The sequence below is a fragment of the Pseudomonas sp. SG20056 genome, from assembly GCF_031764535.1.
In the GTDB taxonomy this organism is placed as follows: Bacteria; Pseudomonadota; Gammaproteobacteria; order Pseudomonadales; family Pseudomonadaceae; genus Aquipseudomonas.
Window position 1 is genome coordinate 1,997,537 of sequence record NZ_CP134499.1, and the last position, 18,960, is coordinate 2,016,496.

The window sequence follows — 18,960 nt, forward strand, 5'->3', positions numbered from 1 at the left end:
CGAGTCAGATTTTGGCGATCAGATTGCCGGCATGCAGACCGCATTCTTTCTGCGTGGCCTCTTCCCACCACCAGCGGCCTTCACGTTCGTGCTGATTGGGCAGTACCGGGCGGGTGCAGGGTTCGCAACCGATGCTGATAAAACCGCGCTCATGCAAACTGTTATAGGGCAGCTCAAGCATGCGGATATAGGCCCAGACGTCTTCGCTGCTCATCTGCGCCAGCGGGTTGAACTTGTATAGGGTGTTATCCGCTGTAGAAAAGGCACCGTCGATTTCCACCACGGCAACCTGGCTGCGCGTGCCGGGGCTTTGGTCACGGCGCTGGCCTGTGGCCCAGGCTTTTACCGTGGCAAGTTTGCGGCGTAGTGGGGCAGTTTTGCGGATGCCGCAGCATTCACCATGGCCGTCCTTGTAGAAGCTGAACAGACCCTTTTCCTTGACGAAGGGCTCCAGCGCGGCGGCCTCCGGCGAGAGTATGTCGATGCTGATGTTGTAGTGCTCGCGCACCTGATCTATAAAACGGTAAGTCTCCGGATGCAGGCGGCCAGTGTCGAGGCTGAAGACTTTGACGTTCTTGTTGAGTTTCCAGGCCATGTCGACCAGTACCACATCTTCCGCGCCGCTGAAGGACAGCCACAGTTCATCGCCAAAGTGTTCAAAGGCGAGTTTGAGAATGTCTTGGGGCGACTTATTGGCGTAGCTCGCCGCCAGCTCGGCTGCATCGAAGGGTTGGCTCATCGGCTGAATTCCTAGTTATGGTGACGTCGCGCGTCTTTGTGTGGCGATGGTAGCAAAAGCCGGTTATACGACTAAATAACCAAGTGCCGTAGTAGACCTCTGATTTGGGTATAAAGCTCTGCGTTGCAGAGCTTTAGGGGAGCGGCTAGAGTGCCGCCTTCTCAAATAAATCCAAGCTAGGAGTGTCCTGTGGAAATCGCGTGTCTCGACCTGGAAGGCGTGTTGGTCCCGGAAATCTGGATCGCCTTCGCGGAAAAAACTGGCATCGAATCGCTGAAAGCGACCACCCGGGATATTCCGGACTATGACGTGCTGATGAAACAGCGCCTACGCATCCTCGATGAGCACGGCCTGAAACTGTCCGACATTCAGGAAGTGATCGCCACACTCAAGCCGCTGGAGGGCGCGGTGGAGTTTGTCGATTGGCTGCGCGAGCGCTTTCAGGTGGTGATTCTCTCGGACACCTTCTATGAGTTCTCCCAGCCGCTGATGCGTCAGCTGGGTTTCCCGACTCTGCTATGCCACAAGCTGATCACCGATGAAACGGATCGGGTAGTGGATTATCAGTTGCGCCAGAAGGATCCCAAGCGTCAGTCGGTGATTGCGTTCAAGAGCCTTTACTACCGCGTGATTGCGGCGGGCGACTCGTACAACGACACCACCATGCTCAGCGAAGCCCACGCCGGTATCCTGTTCCATGCGCCGGACAATGTGATTCGCGAATTCCCGCAATTCCCAGCGGTACACACCTATGAAGACCTCAAGCGCGAGTTCCTCAAGGCGTCCAACCGCCCACTGAGCCTGTAATAGGCCCGGTATTGAATAGCCCGCTTTTGCGGGCTTTTTTGTACGTGGGTGTTTTTAGTCGCAGAACTGTTCCAGTGTCTCCAGCAGCACCCTGACTTTGGTAATCGACTCCTGGTATTCAGCCTGGCCATTGGAGTCGGCGACGATGCCACCGCCGCCCCAGCAACTGATCTGCCCATCCTTGGCCAGCAGGCTGCGGATGGCGATCGAGCTGTCCATTTCGCCGCGCACATCCAGGTACAGCAGCGATCCGCAGTAAAGCGCGCGGCGGGTCGGCTCCAGTTCGTCGATGATCTGCATGGCGCGGATTTTCGGTGCGCCGGTAATTGAACCGCCGGGGAAGCTACCGGCGATCAGGTCCAGGGCGTCCTTGTCGGCCGCCAGTTCGCCGGTTACGGCGCTGACCAGGTGATGCACATTGGGGTAGCTCTCCAGAGCAAAGAGTTCCGGCACTCGCACCGAGCCTACTTGGCAGCTACGCCCCAGGTCATTGCGCAGCAGGTCGACAATCATCAGGTTTTCCGCACGATCCTTCTGGCTGCTGAGCAGGGCGTCGGCCTGGGCTTGATCCTGCTGCGGGTCGGCATGCCGTGGGCGGGTGCCCTTGATCGGTCGGGTTTCCACCTGACCTTCGCTGATGCGTAAGAACCGCTCAGGCGACAGGCTGATAACTGCCCCGCCGCCTGGCAACGCCTGATAGCCCGAAAATGGCGTTGGACATGCGGCGCGCAAGGCCTGATAAGCCGTCCATGGCGAGCCTTGATAGCCTGCACGGAAGCGTTGCGCAAAATTAACCTGATAGCAGTCGCCGGCCTGGATATAGGCCTGAATACGTGCAAAGCATTGCTGGTATTCGGCTTCGCTAATGTCGGACTGGAAATGCTCCAACAGCCTGAAAGGTTGCGGCTCGGGCGTTGTCGACGTTGCGAATAGCTCACTCAGACGTTGGCGTTCCGCCGTGTCCAAGCTTGGGTGAAACATCAGCTGGCTGCGCTGTTGTTGGTGATCGGTGATCAGGGCCCAGGCGTAGAGGCCAAAACGGGCATCGGCCAGATTTAGGTCATCGACTGCCTGGGCCGGCAGCTGTTCCAGCCTGCGGCCGAAGTCGTAACTCAGGTAGCCAATCAACCCACCGACGAACGGAAGCGGATTATCTGCCGGCGACTGGCAAGTGCCGAGGCCTGCAAGGCTCTGGCGCAGACGTTGCAGGAAAGCGTTGGCCGTTTCGTCAGGTGTCGGTGCCAGCTCTGCCAATGGCCAGGCGCTGATAAGGTCATAGCGTCCACGCTGCGCGGTCGGGCGCCCGGCATCCAGCAAGACTGCACCTGGGGCATGCATGACGCTGCTGAAGTAACGCGAAGGGTCTGCGAGGTAGGGCAGAGCCTGTACAAGGCAAGTAGGCATATGACACTTTCAAGGTGCGCGGACGCCGATTGTAGAACGTCGCCAACATTCATCCTAGAGCTTGCGCGTGGGTTTACTCGGGATGCTTGAGCTCATTAGTATGGAAAGGTCCCCAGATGTTCGATGTGACTCATAAAACAATAATTATTACGGGATCAAGGCCATGGATGAAGTAATGGATCCTGCCGCAGGCAGCCTTTTGCGCGCCAAGCTAATGCCTCCCCAGGCTTCTACGGAATACCTGGTCAGGCCGCAGCTTGAATCTGCCCTGAGCGCCAACCAACATGCGCGGGTGCTGCTATTGGCAGCTCCGGCTGGCTTTGGCAAAACCAGTGCGTTGGTCGCATTGGCCCATGCTCGCGAACAAAGTGGTCAGGCGGTGGCCTGGCTGTCGCTTGGCCCGGGTGACGATGAGCCATCGCGGTTTCTGTTGCAGCTGATTGAGGCGCTTTCCCGCTTGTTGCCGGGCTTTGGTGCAGAAGCCCTGGCTTACCTGCAGAACACCATGCGTGTGCCGGTTTCTGCGGTAATGGAGGGCCTGCTGGTCGATCTGGCGCAGCTGGAAAGCCCGCTGTTGCTGGTGCTGGATGACCTGCACCTGATCCAGGATCCGGAGTTGCTCAGCGCACTCAATCGTCTGATCAAATTTGCCCCTGAAGGCTTCACCCTGGCCATCGGCAGCCGCTCGCAACCGGCGCTTAACCTGGCCACTTTGCGCGCCAAGGATCTGCTGGTGGAGATTGGTGAGCAGGAGTTGCGCCTAAGCAAGGCGGAAACCCGCGATTACCTGCAGCGCTGTGGCCTGCAGTTGGATGCAGTGGCGTTTTCTGCGCTCTACAGCCAGACCGAAGGCTGGATGGTGGGGGTGCACCTGGCCAGCCTGTGGTTACGCCATCAGCCTCAGGCTGCAGCACAGATTGCCGATATGGGCACCGATCAGGCGGCCGTGGGCGCGTACCTGCTGCGCAGCGTGTTCGAGCAGTTGCCCGCCGACAAACAGGAGTTGCTGCTGGCTCTGGGCGTGGCGCAGCAGCTCAGTGGTGATCTGGCCAATGCGCTGACTGGGCGGCATGACGGCCAGCATCTGCTGGAAGAGCTGGAGGCCATGCAGCTGTTCCTCCTGCCGCTGGACCGCGAGCGTCAGTGGTACCGCTTCCACAACCTGTTTGCCGAGTTTCTGCGCGGCCGCCTGAAAGAGCGCGACCCGGAGCGTTTCAAACAACTGCATTTCAACGCCAGCCTGTGGTTCACCAATCACCATATGCAGAACCTGGCCATCGAGCATGCCTGCCTGGCGGAAGACCCGGAAATGCTGGCGGCATTGGTCGACGGTTGCGGCCTGGAGTTGATCAACCGTGGTCAGCTCAACCTGATCTACAAATGGCGTCAGCACGTTCCGGACGAGATTGCCGAGCGCTTTCCGGTGCTGGTGCTGGCGGATGTCTGGACCCGTGCGGCTGAGCTGGGCCTGGTGGAAGCCAATCGCATGCTCGATGAACTGCTTGAGCGTTGGACTGAGGCCAAGCCGGGGGCGCCGTTAAGCGACAAGCTGCTGGCGACCCTGGCGATCAAGTCGGTTATCGCCTTGCAGAAGGATGATTTGCAGACCTGTATAGCCCTGGCGCGCCGGGTTGAAGTGCAGTTGGGTCAGCACACCGCCTTTCTCGAAGTGGCAATGCTGATCGTTGGCGCACTGGCCAATGTGATGATCGGCCAGCCAGATCAGGCCAAGCGCTTGCTGGCTCTGGCGCAACAACGCAATCACTTCCTTGAAGGGCGCTATCTGGATATGCAGCTGGCCAACGTCGAGGTGCTGCTGAGCCTGGAACAGGGGCAGATCCGTCAGGCCGAGTTGTTGTTCGCCCAGTTGCGCGCCCGTGTCATACCCTGGTTTGCCGATAGATCGCGGGCCCTGGCGCTGCCGACCATCACCGAAGCCCTGATTGCCTATAACCAAGGACGCCTGGAAGGTATCGAAGAGCGCCTGCGCTGGGCGCTGGCCACGGTTGATGTGATCAATCCGATCGACCTGTATGCCCAGGGCATGTTGTGCATGGCCCATGTACAGCGAATGCAGGACAACCCCAAGGATGCCTATGCCAGCTTGGTGCTGATGCAGAACCTAGCCGCACGCAATCAGTCCTGGCGCTTTTACGCCCAGGCGGTTGCCGATGAGGTGGTGCAGATTCTTCAGGAGCCTGCGGCGGACCGGCTTAAACGCGCCGAACAGCGCCTCAAGACCGTGGACTGGAACAAGCTGGCCGAGCATTACCAGCATATGCGCTTCAACCCGGTGCTGTGGGTGCGCGGTCTGACCCGTATTCGTCTGCAGCAGGCGCGCGGTCATTACAGCGAAGCGCTGCATGAAATTACCCAGCTGCGCGGCATGTTGTTGGATAACTGGCATGGCCTGCAGCGCCTGCGGCTCGATCTGTTGGCGGCGCTGAGTTATCAGCGTCTGGGCTACCAGGAGCGTGCGCAAAGCCTGTTGGTGCAATGCCTGATCGGTGCCGAGCGCGAAGGTGTACGCAGCCTGTTTGTCGAGGAAGGCGAAGCCATTCGCTTGTTGCTGCAGCAGTTGGAGGCCGCCGAACGCCAGCCGGCGCTACAGGGCTTTATTCGCGGCTTACTGGCCATCTGGCCGGGCAATAGCGCACGGCAGTCGCTGGAAGTGCTTGAGGAAGGGCTGACCGAGCGCGAGCGCGAGGTGGTCTGCCTGGCGGCTCAAGGCATGTCGAACGATGAGATCGGTCAGCAGCTGTCACTGGCGCTGGGTACGGTCAAATGGCACCTGCACAATATTTACGAAAAGCTCAAGGTGCGTAACCGCACACAAGCCATCCGCCGCGCGCGCGAACTGAGTCTTCTTGATCAATGAATAGCCAATCGAAACCCCGTCCGGGCAAGTTGCCGTTACTGCGCACCAAGCTGTTTCCTGCTGAGTCTACTGGCCGGCCTTTGTTGCCCCGTGATGCCTTGCTTGACCGGTTGTTCAAGGCCCGCGAGCAGCGTCTGATTCTGCTCAGCGCACCGGCTGGCTTCGGTAAAAGCACGGTGCTCAGCCAGTTTCGTCTGCGTTTGCTGGAGACCGGCGCGCGGGTTGCCTGGTTGTCCTGCGATGAAGCCGACAGCGAGCCACAACGTTTGCTGCATTACCTGATTGCGGCCATCGAAGCGCAGCTGCCGGGCTTTGGCGCAAGCACCGCACGTCTGTTGCGTGACGACCTGAGTGTGCCCAATGAATTGTTGCTGGATTCCTTTATCGGCGACCTGAAGAGGGTTCAGGGCGACCTGTATCTGATTTTTGATGATTTTCATCGGGTGCGGCATGTCGATCTAGGGCCGCTGGTCAATTATTTCGTCAAGCACGTGCCGGCCAATGTGCGAATGATCGGCAGTACCCGCTACAAGCCGCGCTTTCTCGATGAGCAACCGGTTATTTCACCCTGGGCGCTGTGGATCAAGGCAGACGAGCTGCGCCTGACTCGTAGCGAAACTGAGGCCTATTTCCACGAACTCAAGCAATTGCAGCTGAGCAGCGCCGAGCTGGATTTGCTGCACCGGCGTACCGAAGGCTGGATAACGGCCTTGCACTTGGTGGCGCTGGCACTGGCGCGGCAGCCTGAGCGCGCTGCATTTCTCTCTGGGCTGTCAGGTACTGAGCGCAATATTGCCGATTACCTGGCCGAAGACGTGCTTGATCATCTGCCGCAGGATCAGCAGCTGTTTCTTGATCAGACTTCGGTGCTTGACGAGTTCAATGCAGAGTTGTGCAACGCTCTGACGGGGCGCACGGACGGCGCGCAAATACTCAAGCGCCTGCAGACTGCCCAGCTGTTTATCATCGCGCTGGACGAACAGGGCGAGTGGTTCCGTTATCACCATCTGTTTGCCGAGTTCCTCCAGGGGCGCCTGAGCCGGGCGGGTGACCCGACCCATCTGCTGCACGCTGCTGCTCGTTGGTGTGAAAGTCATGAGTTGACCGATAAATCGGTGAAGTACGCCTTGCGCGCACGTGATTACGCTTTCGCCGCCGAGCTGCTGGAGCGCCAGGGCGCGACACTGATTGCTGGTAATCAGGTGTACGGCATTCTGGCGATCCTCAAGGATGTGCCGGCCGAAGTGATTCGCGAGCATCCGGTGTTCCAGATTTTCTACGCCTGGCAGTTGGCTTTCGAGCAGAAGTACGCCGAGGCTGAAGCGCTGATCGAGGAGGTCAGCACGCGCCTGATGCAGGGGCGTGGCAAGCCGATGCACTTTGGTTTGGCAGTGTTGTTGGCGGTGGCCCAGGTACTCAAGGCGCTGGTGCTGCTGTACCAGGACAAGCTGGAGGGCGCGCTGAAGGTGGCGCGTCACTGGCTGGCATTGGTGCCAGATAATCAGCCGATTTTCCGCGCGAGCATGTCCTGTATTCAGGCTGCGGCTTACGCATTGTTGGGTGAGTTCGGCGATGCCGCCAAGTCGATTGCGGTCGCGCGCGACAACCTGGAGCAGGCCGATAGCGAGTACCTGCATGCGGTGGTCAGCCTGATTGAAGCATTAATCTGCAAGGAGCTGGGCCAGCCTGAGCGCGGCCGCACATTGGCGGAAAGTGCACGGGCGCGGGTCGAGCAGGTATTTGGCCGGCGCAGCCGCGTAGGCGGGCCGCTGGCCCTGGCTTATGCGGATTTGCTCTATGAGCAGGATCGACATGCAGCCATTCTGGCCGAGCTTCCACTGGCCACAACCTGGCGTGATGTGGCGACACCGATTGAGCTGATCAGTCGCGGCAAGCTGGTCATGGCCAAGGCACGTTTCTTTGCCGGTGAAGGTGAGTCGGCCCTTGCGGAGCTGGATGAATGGCTGGCCGGCTTGCATGGCCCAGGTTATGAACGCGTTTACGCCCTGGGCATGAGTTGCAAGGTGCAGTTCCTACTGTGGCTGCGTAAGCCCAATGAGGCTGAGCGAATCTGCCTGCAGCTGCAGCGCCATCTGGCGGTATTGCCGCCGGGTCGGTATGCCGATGCGGAAACCGTGCAGGTACTGTCTGAAGCGCGGCTGGCTTTGTCCGAACGTCGTGCCGACAAGGCGCAAGCGGTGCTAGAGGCCTGCCTGGCCAAACAGACGGCCGAGCATCAGCGAGATCGGCGCCTGCGTCTTTCCTTGTTACTTTCTGTGGCGTACTGGCGCAAAGGTAACAGCGACAAGGCCTTCGTCTTGCTCAAAACCACGCTTGAAGATGCCTGGACAAGCGGTTACCGGCGCATGTTTCTGGATGATGCACTCTGGCTGCTACCGCTCTGGGATGCCTGGCACAGCGCCGAACCCAAACGCGCCAGTGCCTGGCAAGGGCTGGCCGAGCAACTGCGCGAGCAATGCCGTCGGTTGTCTATCGATCTAGAAACTTTCGATGAAAATCAAGATGTTAGCCATCGTGAGCGAGAAATTCTGCGCTTTGTCGCGGCTGGTTTGTCGAACCGTGATATCGCCCAGGCGGTGCATTTGTCAGAGGCCACGATCAAATGGCACCTGCACAACCTGTTCGCCAAGCTGGGCGTACGCAGCCGTACGCAAGCGGTATTGAAGGGCAAGAGCCTGGGGTTGTTGAGCGAAGCCTGAGCGTTTGCTGCCGGATTTGCGCCAGATGGGCGCTCCATCCCTTGGATGGGCTGGCAGCCAGGACATGCACCAGTAGTTTTAACGTCAGGACGAGAAGCATGGTGCTTCACGATTCCAAGCCTGACGCGAATAGGGAAGCAGTGTCAGACCTGGTGAGCGGCGCACGCCGCTGTAGCTGAGACGGACAGGAGTCCAGAGCAGCCTGCCGGGGACAACCCATTAGTGAACTGTGGAGACAATAACAATGAAAACCCTCAAGCAACTGGCCCTGGCCACCGCTGTTCTGGCTGTTCCTTTCATGGCTCAGGCTGAGCTCAAGGCCATGGATGACACTGCTCTGGCAACCGTAACCGGTCAGGATGGCATCAGCATCTCCGGTAGCTTCAACGGCACCATCGGTAGCCTGGTTTACACCGACGGCGACGCTGGCGGCGGTTCGCTGCGTATGGAGACCGTTTCCTTCACTGGCTTCAACATCTCTGACACTGCACCAGTAAAAGTTGACGTGGTTGAAAACGCCAGCGGCACCCAGCAGCTGCAAATCAGCCTGCCGACCATCACTGGTCAGCTGAGCGTTGGCGCTATCAAAGTTGGCGATAGCAGCGCTGCCAGCATTGGCTCCCTGGCTGTTAACGACATGAACATGGCTGGTACCACCGTAAAAGTCTGGGGCCACTAAGTTCGCTTAGTTGTTCCGCGTGATGAAAAGTCTTACCGGCTTCGGCCGGTAGGACTTTTCTCTTGTTGGATAGGAGTGCGGTTGGCTGATGATCGAGATTCTGCTGGGCAGCCTGATCGGTGTGTGGGGCTTTACCGAGGCGGTGGATACCAAACCGCCGGCGCCGGGCACTGTGCATATCAATCAGCACTTGCTGCCGAATGGGCCTTTGCGTGAGACGGTGACGCTTGAGCCGATGAGCCAGTTGCAGTTTCGCAATGTGATTCGTCAGGCTTATGACTACAGCTGTGGATCGGCTGCGCTGACCTCGCTGCTGGATTATTTCCTTGGCCGTAACCTGCAGGAACGTCAGGTGATGGAAGGCCTGTTGCAGTTTGGCGAGGCCGACAAGATCGTTGAACGGCGTGGTTTTTCCCTGCTCGACATGAAGCGGTTTGTCACGGCGCTGGGTTACAAAAGTGGTGGCTTTCGCGCGGCCTTTGCCGATCTCGACGCGCTTGAGCATCCGGCCATCGTGCCTATCGAATATGCTGGCTTCAAACACTTTGTGGTGGTGCGCGATGTGTACAACGACCATGTATTTGTGGCGGATCCGGCACTCGGCAATATCAGTTTTACCCGTACGCGTTTTGAGGAAATCTGGGATCAGAACGTGCTGTTTGTGATTTTCCCCAACGGCAATGAACCGCCGAATGCCCTTGCCTTGAGCGAGCAGGATTTGCGCATCATCGATGACCGCACCACCAGCTTGCTGGCATTTCGCGAGTTTCCACAGATGACCAAGTTCACCGAGAACCAGGCCACAGAGCTGGGTTCCGAGGGCGATATTCGCTATATCCGACGCAAGTAAGAACGCCCGGCATAACAATAAATATTTGGGGGCTGCGCCATGAGAGTTTTGCATTATGTATGGCTGGCCATGCTGGCAGGGGCTGCCAGTTCAGCGGTGTTTGCCGACGACCCGACTTCGGTCGATCAGGCACGTGAAGCATTGAGCAAGCAGGAAGACGACGCTGATAGCGCCAAGGCGCTGGAGGAGGTGTTTCAGGCTGCGGAAAAGAGCTACACCTTGCTGAAAAAGGGTGAGCGAACCCTGACCTATGGCTTCGATTATTCGCTGCTGCGCGATACGGTTATCGAGACTGTGCGTACCGGCAACAACGTATTCAGTGTGATTGGCCAGAGCGAGGCACAGCACACCTTTACCAACTCGTTCACCTTCGACTATGGCGTATGGGACAACCTGACCTTCAGCGTGCGTTTGCCTATGGTCGCCAAGTACGATACCGAGCGTGACCTGGATGCTTATAGCCTCGGCGATATCTCCGCCAGTCTGCGTTGGCAGCCGTGGACTTCCTTACGCGGCAAGCCGGTTACTACTCTTTACGCGACCCTGGGTTTACCAACGGGTAATAGCCCTTACGACATCAATACCGCGAGCGACCTGTCTACGGGCAGCGGCACCTACAGCCTGGGCGTAGGTGCGAATATGTCCTATGTGATCGATCCGGTCGTGCTGTTCGGCTCCGTTGGTTATACCTACAACATGCCAATCACCGGCATTGGTCAGGTACGTGGCGGTCGTTTGCTCGAAGAGGTCGACCCCGGCTCGTCATTCTCCCTGAGCATGGGCTTTGCCTATGCACTGTCCTATGACGTGTCGTTGGCGACGTCCTATCAGATGTCGCATTCGCTGAAGCCGACCTTCACCTTCGCTGACGGTGAGGCTGAAGGCAAAGGCCAGACCAGTGCGGTGATGAACTTCTCGCTGGGGCTGCGTACTTCGCCGGAGCGCATCGTCAACGTCAACGCAGGTTTCGGGATGACCGAGGATTCGCCAGATGTGCTGTTGGGCATTTCCATGCCTTTGGATATCAAAGGCCTGAAGGCCCAGTAGACGCGAGCGAACCTTCCTATGAACACGCGAATTTCGCTGCTCACGCAGGCGATTTTTTGGACAGCTTCGCTCAGCTGTGGGCTTGCCCAGGCCCAGCTAGCGCAGAACCTGACGATTGGCAGCCCCAAGGCCATGGCACTCGGCAATGCGGTAACCGCCGATTTCACCGGCATTGATGCGGTGCATTACAACCCGGCAGCTCTGAGCAAACTCAAGGGCCGGCAGACCACGGTTAAATTCATCACCGGGATGATGGATATTCGCGCCGATTTTGATGCGCCTGATGGTTATGGCAGCAATTTTCTCGGTCTGGATAACGACCCCGTGGCCAACTCGTCGAGCCGCGCGGGGGCGGCAATGATGTACCTGCCGGGTGTTGGTGGAGCTACTGAGTTGCCGATGCTGTTTGCCCCGCTGGCAGGGCTGTCCATCACACCGCCAGGTTCCAAACTGACCTTCGCCACCAATATGTACACGCCCCAGGCGCTTGGCTTTGCCCGTGACGACGACGATCCTGGACGCTATCAGGGCAAGGAACTGGTGATTCAGCGCCTGACCTACTTTTCACCCTCGCTGGCATATCAGGTCAACGATGAACTGTCGCTGGGGTTGTCTATCGGCTTTTCCCATCAGGCCATGGCGCTTAATCAGGATTTCCGTGCGCCAGGCATCCTCACTGGGTTTGTCGGGGTGGCTCAGGATGCACTGTGCCTGGTGGACAATAATCCGTTCGAAATTTTCCTGAATATCTGCGGCGGTGAGCTGGGGCCTTTCACCGACATCGCCAATATCGACATCGATATGCAGCAGACCCTTTCGCCCACCTGGAACGTCGGTTTCCTGTGGGAGCCAAGCGACTGGTTTGCATTGGGCGCGGTGTATCAGAGCGAGGCCAAGATGCGCTTGAAAGGGCGCTATGTAGTGGATTATTCGGAGAACTGGCAGGGCTTCTGGCAGGGCTTGGACAGCTCGTTTATCGGTGCGGTGTTCAATACCCTGACGCCCGACGGTTTGTTCGATAAGGAGCAGGGCAACGTCTCGTTGAACATGACCTACCCGGCGCACTTTGCCAGTGGCATCAAGTTCAAGCCACATGAGCGTTGGCAAATCAACCTGGATGTGAAGTGGACCGACTATGCCGCGTGGGACAAATTCGAGCTGGAGTTTGATCGCCAGCTGGATATTCTCACCATCGCCAGCCTGTTCTCTCCGGAGAACGCCACCTCGACCAGCATCATTCTTGACCGTGGTTATGAGTCCGTCTGGAGCTGGGCCGTTGGTGTCGAGTATCAGGTCAATGATCGCTTGAGCCTGCGGATGGGATATGAACCAAGGCCTTCAGCAATTCCTGGCAACAAGGCCGACGTGCTGGCGCCTTTGGGCGATGCCAAGCTCTATGGCCTGGGGCTGGGTTACCAGTGGGATAAGGATACGGTGATCGACCTGGGCTTCAACTACCTGGTCAGCAAGCAGGACATTCCGGCGCGCTCCAGTTGCAATATCAGCTGCTCATCCATCGACAGCATGGTGTACAACCCCTATGCCGACCTGGATGTTAAAACCAGCGTCAAAGCCTATGTGTTGGCGTTGACCTATCGCACCACTTTCTAGGGTTCAGTCATGCGTATTGTGCTGATGCTGATAGGGTTTTGGGCGGCTACGCAGGCTAGCGCCAGCGGTCGTTACCTGACCTGGGTGGATGATCAGGGGCGGGTGCACAACAGCTTTGTAGACAATCGCTATATGGCTCATCAGCGCGCTGCAACCGGCAATATTCAGCGCAGCGATCAGGCGCGCTTGAATGACGGTGAAACAGTCTGGCCTGGTAGCAAGAGCAGTGGTGAAAGCAAGCGGCGCTATTTCACCTGGGTGGACGCCAGCGGCAATCTGCAGAACAGCTTCTACGCCGGTCAGCAGGTGCAAGCCGGTGGCAATGAGATTCTTCTGGGAACCGGTGAGCGCTCCAGTGCTTACATAAGCTCGGATGTATTGGAAGGACGAGATTTTGCCCGTGATGAGCAGGATGGCCGCTACTTCACTTGGGTTGACGAACAGGGCCGCATGCGTAACTCCAAGGTGCCGCCCAAGGGAGCCAAGGCGCCGACACCCACCTTGCACAATGTGCCGCTTACCCAGGGTAGGGAAGTGATCTTTGACGCCAAACCACAAGCCTTGCCGGGGCTGGATGGGCAGCCCACCGCCGCGATGCAGGTCTTGCTGGTCGGAGCTGAAGAGAAGGTTGAGGGGCGCTATCAGGAGCTGGTCGAGCGTTGCTGTGGGCAATTGAGTGAGGAAGATTTCACCCCTATAAGCGCCGATGAACCACGTTATGAAGAGCTCAATCGCTTTTCCCCCAGTCTGGATTTCCCCATGGGCAAGAGCTACTACGCTGCCCTGAAACTGCCACGCTCGCAGTACGACTTCGGTTTGCGTATTCGCAGCTTCGCCAACAAGCAGGTCGCTTATCCCTCCTTGCTGTTCCTTGATCAGGCCAAGCAGCCGACACGCCTGGTGAGTGATGCGGTGTATCAGCTGCATGCGGAAACCTGGTATCGCTATGCCTTTATCGAAGGCACTGTGCCGGTAAGAGCCGCCGCCGGTGAGCACTATGTGCTGCTATTGACTACGGATGAAGATCGCAGCCTGCAAACCCTGGATAACAAACCCTTCAAGCGGCCCCTGCAGGCGCTGGCAGTCGATGAGGCTGGTATGCAGACCCATGCACACAGCGATGAAGGCGCATTCGAGTTGGCGATTGTGCGTTAGTGACTCAATCAAACAGCCACAAAAAAGCCCGGAATTGTCCGGGCTTTTTTGTTTGTGCGATCAATCAGATTTGCGCAATCGAGACATGGCCAAACAGCTCTTGCGAGAAGCGCACGCGCTCTTCGGCGGTTTCGACGATGCCTTTTTTCTGCAGTTCGGCGATACGCGCCTCGACTGCGTGGGCACGGTGGGTGAGGCCGCAGTCGTTGGCGATCTGGATGTTCAGGCCAGGGCGGGCGTTGAGTTCGAGAATCAACGGGCCCTTGTCCTGATCCAGCACCATGTCCACGCCGATATAGCCCAAACCGCAGAGCTCGTAGCAGCCGGCGGCGAGCTTCATAAAGCCGTCCCAGTTAGGCAGTTGCACACCGTCTACCGCATTGGTGGTGTCCGGGTGCTTACTGATCTTGTTGTTCAGCCAGGTGCCGCGCAGGGTCACGCCGGTGGCCAGGTCTACACCGACACCAATGGCGCCCTGGTGCAGGTTGGCCTTGCCGCCGGATTGGCGCGTCGGCAAGCGCAGCATCGCCATGACTGGATAGCCCATCAGCACGATGATGCGGATGTCCGGCACACCTTCGTAACTGATGCTTTTGAATATCTGGTCTGGGGTGACGCGGTATTCGATCAACGCGCGATCACGGTGACCGCCCAGGGAATAGAGGCCGGTGAGGATGCTGGAGATCTGATGCTCGATCTCCTCGTGGCTGATGATCTTGCCTGAGACAGTTTTATACTTCTCTTCAAAGCGATCCGCGATCACTAGGATGCCGTCACCGCCAGCGCCTTGCGCTGGCTTGACCACGAAGTCCGGGCGGTCACCGATGATTGCGCGCAGGTTATCGATGCCTTTTTCAGTATCGATGATGCCGTACATTTCCGGTACATCGATGCCTGCTTCGATGGCGCGCATCTTGGTGATGATCTTGTCATCGACGATCGGGTACAGGTGCCGTTTGTTGTACTTCAGCACGTAGTCCGCGTTACGCCGATTGATGCCCATGATGCCTTTGGCTTCTAGGGCTTTCCACGTCTTGATCAGACCGAACATGGCATTAGTCCTTGAGGAAGGCTTTGAAGCGGAACAGTTCGGTCAGGCGATAGCCACGGTAGCGACCCATCGCCAGCATGAAGCCCACCAGAATCATCAATACGGCCGGGAAGGTGAAGATGAAGTAGTTCAGCTCCGGCACGCTCATCAGCAGGTGCGCCAGAGTTGCCGCGAACAGTGTGCCGATAGCCACTTTAAAGGCATGGCCACCGCCGCGCTCTTCCCAGGTGATCGACAGACGCTCGATGGTCATGGTCAGAATCACCATCGGGAACAGGGCGACCGACAGGCCGCGTTCCAGGCCCAGCTTATGGCTGAACAAGCTGATCACCGCGATCAGAACCACGACAAAGGTCAGCACCACCGATAGCCTCGGCAGCATCTGCAGCTTCAGGTGTTCGAGGTAGGAGCGCAGTGAAAGGCCTGCGGCAGTGATCACGGTAAACAGGATAATGCCGAAGCCCAGCTGAGTTTCACGGAAGGCCAGGGCGATCAGCACCGGGGTGAATGTGCCGAGTGTCTGCAGGCCACCGAGGTTGCGCAGGACAAGGATCACCAGCACGCCGATCGGGATCATGACCATGATCATGAACGTCTGCTGGGTCTGCAGCGGCAGGCCATAGAGTGTGTATTCGAGGAAGTCGGCGTCGGTGTTTTCGTCGGTCAGTTTGGCCAGGCGAATAGCGTTCATCTCGCTATTGTTCAGGCTGAAGCTGACTTGCGCCTGCTTGCCGCCTTCCAGCGTGACTAGGCTGTCATCGCCGATCCACCAGACTAGGCGATCAACCGGTAGGCCTTGTTCGCCGCTTTCCGGGTTGAAGTACAGCCAGTTCTCGCCGTTGAAGCTGCGCAGCCACAATTCAGGGTTCTGCTGGATATCGGCGGCCAGGCGAATGGTGTGCACGCGCTCCATCGGCACGTGGGCGATGGACAGCAGCAGCTCGATGACTTTGGCTTTGTTCGGGGTGGAGGCATCGCCGCCTAGCAGCAGTTTGACGTTGTCATCATTGCTGTTGTTGACGCGTTTGATGGTCTCGCTGATAAAAGTTTCGACGTCTGCCGAGTGCTGGCGAATCGGTGCAAGCAACGCTTCTGCAGCAATCTTCTCGGCTCCCTCAACCGGGATGCTGTCGCGGAAGATCGGGCCTTTGGCCTTGGCTTGTTCACCGCTGTAGCGCTTGGTCAGCACCAGGCGGTAGTAGAGGGTCTGCTTGCCACTGGCACGACGGGCCGACCAGGTGACTTTGCGGTTGCCGTCGGCGCGGTTGATGCTCACACCGTAGTTATTCGAGATAAAGCTCTCATTCAGGCTGACGTAATCCTGGGCCAGGGGCGGCACGAACATCTGCAGTTTGACCGGCTCGCGTGGATTGGCCTGGAACTCGACTTTGGCGTCGATGTTCCACAGGTCATCAGTTTCGTCCTCGGTCATCGGGATGCCGAGAATGAAGATCTGATAAGCCGTGATCAGAATGCCCAGACTCACCAGGAGTATGACCAGGACTTTCAGATGGAGGGTAAGAGAGCGCATGGGAGTTACTCGCCAAGGTTTGCGTCAGGGGCACAAGCAGGTTTGCCTGCTGCGTATTTAAGACTCGGATCGACCAGCGCCGAAAAGCGTTTGAGTGCTTCGGAGCCTATCAACAACGGGTATTGGAAAGCACTGCGGTCGGTCAAGTTCACTTCAATTGTGCGTAGGCTGCTGCCCATGCACACATCCATTTCGATCACGGGGCGGGCCGTATAGGTTTTTTCTTCCTGTGGATCATAGTCGCCTGCGCGGCGTTTGATCTTACTGATGCGCGCCAGGGGGCGTTCGATCGGGCTGCTGTGCGCCTCGTCGATAGCCAAATAGAAGCGTACCCAGGTTTCGCCATCGCGCTTGAAGCGTTTGATGTCGCGAGCACTGAGCGATGCGGTCTTGGCGCCGGTGTCTAGCTTGGCGGCAAGTCTTAAGTCGAGGTCGAATAAGCGGACGTATTCATTAAGCCCATAGACTGTCTTCTCCGCGGCGAAGCTCAGGCCGGGAGCAAGTAGCAGGCATAGCAAAAGGATGGAGGGCTTTAGTGTCATAAGTCCTGGGATATGGTGTTGATGAGGGGTCGAGCAATGCCGGGTGCGCGCGTTGCGGTTGGCGCTCCTGGGCTTGGAGTCTAGCAGGCAGTCAGAAATTCCTCTGCAAGCGTTAAGCGGGCAGCATTCTACCATGGGCTTTTTCAGTCGTGACAGGCGCTTATAGGCGTTTATGCAAGTAAGGTCGCGACTGCAGGCGACTAAAGTAGTGCTGCATATTGTCAACAATGTTCTTGGTTCGTTTGACACTAATGCTGTCTAGGCGTAATTTTCAGGCACTTAATTTTCGCAGTGTCGACAATATGCTTGATGTAATTGAGCCGCTCGAGTCCAGTCAGGAAGATTCGGAAACCCTTTCTGAACAGGTTTTCCGGCGTATTCAGGCGGCTATCGTCAAGGGCGAGATTGCCCCCGGCAGCAAAATTTCTGAGCCTGAACTGGCGCGCACCTATGGCATCAGCCGTGGCCCGCTGCGTGAAGCGATTCACCGCCTGGAAGGCCAGCGTCTGCTGGTGCGCGTACCGCATATCGGTGCGCGGGTGGTATCGCTCAGTCACGCCGAGCTGATCGAGCTTTATGAAATTCGTGAATCCCTGGAGGGCATGGCTTGTCGCCTGGCCGCCGAGCGCATGACCCAGGCGGAGATCGACGAGTTGCGTCAGGTACTGGACCTGCATGAGCAGGACGCCGCCTTCAAGGCGGGCGTCGGCTACTACCAGCAGGAAGGCGATTTCGACTTCCATTACCGCATCATCCAAGGCAGCGGTAACAAGACCCTGACCCAGATGCTCTGTGGCGAGCTCTATCAACTGGTGCGCATGTACCGCCTGCAGTTCTCCGCGACGCCCAATCGTCCGCGTCAGGCCTTTGCCGAACACCACCGTATTCTCGATGCCATCGCCGACCGAGACGGTGAGTTGGCCGAGTTGCTGATGCGCCGGCATATCGGGGCGTCCAAACGCAATATCGAGCGCCATTTCTCCAGCAGTACGGGCGCACACACCAAGACAGCCAAACCACGAGGTGAGTCATGAATCAGCTTTCCCCAGGCCAGCGTTTCCGTCAGGCGCTTGCCATTGAGTCGCCCTTGCAAGTAATCGGTGCGATCAATGCCAACCACGCCTTGCTGGCCAAGCGCGCGGGTTTCAAGGCCATCTACCTGTCCGGTGGCGGGGTGGCCGCCGGTTCTCTCGGTTTGCCCGATCTGGGCATCAACACCCTGGATGACGTGCTCACTGATGTACGCCGCATCTCCGACGTGTGCGACCTGCCGCTTTTGGTCGACATCGATACCGGCTTTGGCCCTTCGGCTTTTAATATCGAGCGCACCATCAAGAACCTGATCAAGGCCGGCGCAGCCGCCGCGCATATCGAAGATCAGGTGGGTGCCAAGCGTTGTGGCCACCGTCCGGGCAAGGAGATCGTCTCCTGCGAGGAAATGGTCGACCGCGTGCGCGCTGCCGCCGATGCCAAGACCGATCCTGACTTCTTCCTGATTGCCCGCACTGACGCGATTCAAGCCGAAGGTGTGGATGCCGCCATCGAGCGCTGCCAGCGCTACGTGGAAGCCGGTGCCGACGGTATTTTCGCCGAGGCCGCCTATGACCTGCCGACCTACAAGCGCTTCGTCGATGCGCTGAATGTGCCGGTGCTGGCCAACATCACCGAATTCGGTGCCACGCCGTTGTTCAGCCGTGACGAACTGGCCTCGGTCGGCGTGGCCATTCAGCTCTACCCGCTGTCGGCCTTCCGCGCCGCCAACAAGGCTGCAGAAAGTGTTTACACCTCGATTCGCCAGAACGGCCACCAGAAAGATGTGATCGAGTTGATGCAGACCCGCGCCGAACTCTATGACCGCATCGGTTACCACGCCTTCGAGCAGAAGCTCGACGCCCTGTTTGCCGCAAAAAAATAACAACGCATCAACCGGATTTGAGGAGATAAGC

General features: G+C 58.1%; 15 protein-coding genes. 10 read left to right on the plus strand and 5 right to left on the minus strand.

What is annotated here, in order from left to right:
* Positions 1 to 4 precede the first annotated feature (4 nt).
* On the minus strand, positions 5 to 739 hold the full coding sequence (locus RHP75_RS09645) for a phosphoadenylyl-sulfate reductase (protein WP_310288695.1): 735 nt from the start codon (positions 737 to 739) through the stop codon (positions 5 to 7).
* Between the two features lie 189 nt (positions 740 to 928).
* Here RHP75_RS09645 and thrH point away from each other — a divergent pair, with 189 nt between their 5' ends.
* Positions 929 to 1,546, plus strand: a complete 618-nt coding sequence (thrH, locus tag RHP75_RS09650; protein ID WP_311091628.1) for a bifunctional phosphoserine phosphatase/homoserine phosphotransferase ThrH — start codon at positions 929 to 931, stop codon at positions 1,544 to 1,546.
* A 54-nt stretch (positions 1,547 to 1,600) separates the two neighbouring features.
* On the opposite strand, the gene pabB is transcribed toward thrH, so the two are convergent.
* Positions 1,601 to 2,950: an aminodeoxychorismate synthase component I gene (gene pabB, locus RHP75_RS09655; protein WP_311091629.1), complete on the minus strand. Its 1,350-nt coding sequence runs from the start codon at positions 2,948 to 2,950 to the stop codon at positions 1,601 to 1,603.
* Between the two features lie 163 nt (positions 2,951 to 3,113).
* Between pabB and RHP75_RS09660 the strand changes: the two genes are divergently transcribed.
* The 7 genes from RHP75_RS09660 (at position 3,114) to RHP75_RS09690 (ending at position 13,890) form a co-directional block, all read left to right on the plus strand.
* Positions 3,114 to 5,828: a LuxR C-terminal-related transcriptional regulator gene (locus RHP75_RS09660; RefSeq protein ID WP_311091630.1), complete on the plus strand. Its 2,715-nt coding sequence runs from the start codon at positions 3,114 to 3,116 to the stop codon at positions 5,826 to 5,828.
* Positions 5,825 to 8,548 (plus strand): LuxR C-terminal-related transcriptional regulator, encoded by a 2,724-nt coding sequence (locus tag RHP75_RS09665; protein ID WP_311091632.1) that lies wholly within the window; start codon positions 5,825 to 5,827, stop codon positions 8,546 to 8,548. Before RHP75_RS09660 ends, RHP75_RS09665 begins: the two co-directional genes overlap by 4 nt.
* A 244-nt stretch (positions 8,549 to 8,792) precedes the next feature.
* A complete protein-coding gene (locus RHP75_RS09670) occupies positions 8,793 to 9,227 on the plus strand; it encodes a DUF6160 family protein (RefSeq protein ID WP_311091633.1) in 435 nt (144 codons plus the stop codon).
* Between the two features lie 88 nt (positions 9,228 to 9,315).
* The gene (locus RHP75_RS09675) at positions 9,316 to 10,077 is read left to right on the plus strand and encodes a C39 family peptidase (RefSeq protein ID WP_269380928.1); all 762 of its coding nucleotides are present in this window, start codon (positions 9,316 to 9,318) and stop codon (positions 10,075 to 10,077) included.
* Between the two features lie 39 nt (positions 10,078 to 10,116).
* On the plus strand, positions 10,117 to 11,124 hold the full coding sequence (locus tag RHP75_RS09680) for a transporter (RefSeq protein ID WP_409079715.1): 1,008 nt from the start codon (positions 10,117 to 10,119) through the stop codon (positions 11,122 to 11,124).
* An 18-nt stretch (positions 11,125 to 11,142) separates the two neighbouring features.
* Entirely contained in the window at positions 11,143 to 12,735 is a 1,593-nt protein-coding gene (locus tag RHP75_RS09685; RefSeq protein WP_311091635.1) for an outer membrane protein transport protein, read from the plus strand.
* Between the two features lie 9 nt (positions 12,736 to 12,744).
* Positions 12,745 to 13,890 (plus strand): MalM family protein, encoded by a 1,146-nt coding sequence (locus RHP75_RS09690; protein WP_311091637.1) that lies wholly within the window; start codon positions 12,745 to 12,747, stop codon positions 13,888 to 13,890.
* Between the two features lie 64 nt (positions 13,891 to 13,954).
* On the opposite strand, the gene RHP75_RS09695 is transcribed toward RHP75_RS09690, so the two are convergent.
* Genes RHP75_RS09695 through RHP75_RS09705 form a run of 3 tightly spaced genes read right to left on the minus strand, consistent with a single transcriptional unit; the run spans position 13,955 to position 17,014 of the window.
* Positions 13,955 to 14,941 (minus strand): alpha-L-glutamate ligase-like protein, encoded by a 987-nt coding sequence (locus RHP75_RS09695; protein WP_090255909.1) that lies wholly within the window; start codon positions 14,939 to 14,941, stop codon positions 13,955 to 13,957.
* Positions 14,942 to 14,945: 4 nt separating this feature from the next.
* Positions 14,946 to 16,472: an inactive transglutaminase family protein gene (locus RHP75_RS09700; RefSeq protein WP_311091638.1), complete on the minus strand. Its 1,527-nt coding sequence runs from the start codon at positions 16,470 to 16,472 to the stop codon at positions 14,946 to 14,948.
* Positions 16,473 to 16,477: 5 nt separating this feature from the next.
* The gene (locus RHP75_RS09705) at positions 16,478 to 17,014 is read right to left on the minus strand and encodes an ATP-dependent zinc protease (RefSeq protein ID WP_311091639.1); all 537 of its coding nucleotides are present in this window, start codon (positions 17,012 to 17,014) and stop codon (positions 16,478 to 16,480) included.
* A 302-nt stretch (positions 17,015 to 17,316) separates the two neighbouring features.
* Here RHP75_RS09705 and RHP75_RS09710 point away from each other — a divergent pair, with 302 nt between their 5' ends.
* Positions 17,317 to 18,048 carry a GntR family transcriptional regulator gene (locus RHP75_RS09710; protein WP_311091640.1) on the plus strand — a complete coding sequence of 244 codons (732 nt, stop codon included), beginning with the start codon at positions 17,317 to 17,319 and terminating at the stop codon, positions 18,046 to 18,048.
* A complete protein-coding gene (gene prpB, locus RHP75_RS09715; RefSeq protein WP_311091642.1) occupies positions 18,045 to 18,929 on the plus strand; it encodes a methylisocitrate lyase in 885 nt (294 codons plus the stop codon). The genes RHP75_RS09710 and prpB overlap by 4 nt, the downstream gene beginning before the upstream one ends.
* The last annotated feature ends 31 nt before the right edge of the window (positions 18,930 to 18,960 follow it).